4 protein-coding genes are annotated in these 2,442 nt (G+C 78.9%); all 4 read left to right on the top strand.

From position 1 onward, the window contains the following. Positions 1-263, top strand: a 263-nt coding sequence (locus tag MNZ39_RS23890; protein ID WP_242341579.1) for an FAD-binding protein, incomplete at its 5' end; no start/stop codon positions are given. 2 nt (positions 264-265) lie between these two features. After that, entirely contained in the window at positions 266-709 is a 444-nt protein-coding gene (locus MNZ39_RS23885; RefSeq protein WP_242341578.1) for a 4Fe-4S dicluster domain-containing protein, read from the top strand. 92 nt (positions 710-801) lie between these two features. After that, entirely contained in the window at positions 802-1,728 is a 927-nt protein-coding gene (locus MNZ39_RS23880; protein ID WP_242341577.1) for a diacylglycerol kinase family protein, read from the top strand. A gap of 39 nt (positions 1,729-1,767) precedes the next feature. Beyond that, a partial coding sequence (locus MNZ39_RS23875; protein WP_242341576.1) for a hypothetical protein occupies positions 1,768-2,442 on the top strand: 675 nt, incomplete at its 3' end.

The raw sequence follows: 2,442 nt of genomic DNA, 5'->3' as shown, positions 1-2,442 counted from the left end.
TGGACCTCGCCGCGCGGCCCGCCGCGTCGCTCACGGGCGCGGCGCGGGTCGGGCCGCAGCCGCTCCTCTCCGCGGGGCTGCGGGTGGACGCGAGGCTCCGGCCGCTCGACGCCCGCGGGCGCCCCGCCGCCGAGGGGCTCCACGCCGCGGGCGCGGTCGTGGGCGGCCACGAGCACGCGAGCGACGGCACCGGCCTCGGCGTGGCGATCCTGACCGGCTATCTCGCGGGGCGCGCGGCGGCGCGGCCCGGGGGAGGGGAGTGACCTTGGCGACGCGGGCCGGCGCGCTCTCGTATCTCGCCTGGCGGGCGCTCGTCGCGCACCCGCTGCGGCGGCTCTTCCGCCGGCGCGGGACGGGGCTCGAGCGCTTCCGGGCGGCGTACGTCGCGGAGGGGCTCGGGCCGACCACGCCGGAGGACCGCGCCGTCGGCGAGGCCGCCTCCGCGTGCGTCGCGTGCGGCCTGTGCGAGCTCGGGTGCGAGCTCGCGGGGGCCGTCCCGGCGGTGCGCGCGCTCGGGCTCCACGCGGCGTTCCGGCTCTACTCGCGGAGCGCCGCCGGGCTCCCGCTGGCGGCCGCCGCGCTCGAGGCGTGCGCGGGCTGCGCGGGCTGCGACGCGCTCTGCCCCACCGGCGTGCCGATCGCGCGGATCGTCCGCCACCTGCGCGCGAAGGCCCTCGCCGGCCGGGACCCTCCCGTGCGCGAGGGGTGAGGCGTGGACGCGGGCCGCCTCCTGCCGCAGCGCGGCAAGCAGCCTGCGACGCGGCGGCGCGCGCCGGCCGCTCGCCTGTTATCCTCACGCACGTGAAGCCCTTCCTCGTCGTCAACCCTCGCAGCGCCGCCGGCCGCACGGGCCGCCACTTCGACGCCATCGCGCGCGCGGTCCGCGCCGAGGTCGGCGAGTTCGAGTGTGCCTTCACGGTCGCCCCGGGCGACGGCGCGCGGCTCGCGCGCCAGGCGGTCGCCGCGGGGGCGGGGCTCGTGGTCGCGGTCGGCGGCGACGGCACGGCGAGCGAGGTCATCGACGGGCTCGTGGACGGCGGGGTCGCCTCCCCGGCGCACGTCGTGTTCGGCTACATCCCGCGCGGCACGGGAGGGGACCTGCGCAAGACGCTCGGCATCGGGGCCGGCGTGACCGCCGCGGCGCGCGCGCTCGCCTGCCCGAAGGTGGCGGTGTGCGACCTCGGCCGCATCACCTTCGCCGCGCACGACGGGACGACGCGGGTCGCCCACTTCGCGAACGTCGCCGGGTGCGGCATCTCCGGCGAGGTCTCGCGCCTCGTGAACCAGGGGCTGCGCCTCCCGAGCGGCAAGCTCTCGTTCATGCTCGCCTCGGCGCGCGCGCTCGTCGGCTGGGCCGATCCGCTGGTCCGCTGGCGCGTCGACGGCGGCGAGTGGACCCAGCAGCGGATCACCGCGCTCTCGGTGTGCAATGGCAGCTTCTTCGGCGGCGGCATGCGGGTGGCCCCGGACGCGAGGATGGACGACGGGCTGTTCGACGTCGTGATCTGGTCCGGCTTCGGCATCGCCGACTTCGTCACGAAGAAGCGCATGCTCTACGACGGCACCCACGTGCGGCTCCCGAACACCCGCGTGCTGCGCGCGCGGACCGTCGAGGTCGAGCCCGTGGGCGACGCGAGGGTCCTGCTCGACGTGGACGGCGAGGCGCCGGGGACGCTGCCGGCCCGGTTCGAGATCCTGCCGGGGGCGCTCCGGATCCGGGTGGGGTAGTCGCCTCACGGTGAACGGGCGCGTGCTTACCCTCGCGCCATGGTCCCAGCGCTCGCCCTCCTGCTCCTCGCCCTCGTCGGGTCCGGCCCGGCCGGGGACGCCCCGGCCGCCTCGCCTTCGCCGGCGGCCGTTCCTGCCGGCGCGCCGGCGCGCCTCACCCTCCCGGAGGACGTGAAGCGGCTCTGCGCCGCGCTCGCGCCGGTCGAGCGGCTCCGTCCGAAGGGCGACGCGGTGGCGCGCGGCGACGCGGAGCGGGCGCACGACGTCGCGCGCGGTCGCGCCCTCGCCGGGCGGTACGAGGCGATCGTGCCGGCAGGGAAGCTCGAGCTCGCCTACGACGCGGGCGCCGGCACGCTCGGCCTCGCCGAGCCGGCCCAGCTCCCGATCGCCGACGGGACGGCGCGCCTCTGGCCCAGCGAGGACCCGGGTCTCCCCGTCGAGGTGGACGCCGCGACGGCGCGCCGGCTCATCGAGGCGCAGCGCGCCGGCCGGCTCTCGCTCGGGCTCGAGTTCGCGCTCCCCGACGACGCCGCCTGCGGCGTGGGCGCCCGCGGGACTCGCTTCACCCTCCCGGTCGAGCCGGTCGCGTGGCGCTGGACGAACGGGGAGACGGTGATCGCGGCGGGCGGCGCCGCGGCGGAGCGGCCCCTCGCGTCCGCCGCGGCCGGCGCGACGCCGCGCGTGACCGTCGGCGCCCCGGTCGCAGGTCCCGCC

The sequence above is a fragment of the Anaeromyxobacter sp. SG66 genome (genome assembly GCF_022690805.1).
GTDB classification, from domain to species: domain Bacteria; phylum Myxococcota; class Myxococcia; order Myxococcales; family Anaeromyxobacteraceae; genus Anaeromyxobacter; species Anaeromyxobacter soli.
Note: the sequence above shows the minus strand (reverse complement) of the source record. Positions and strands in the feature narration are given on the sequence as shown.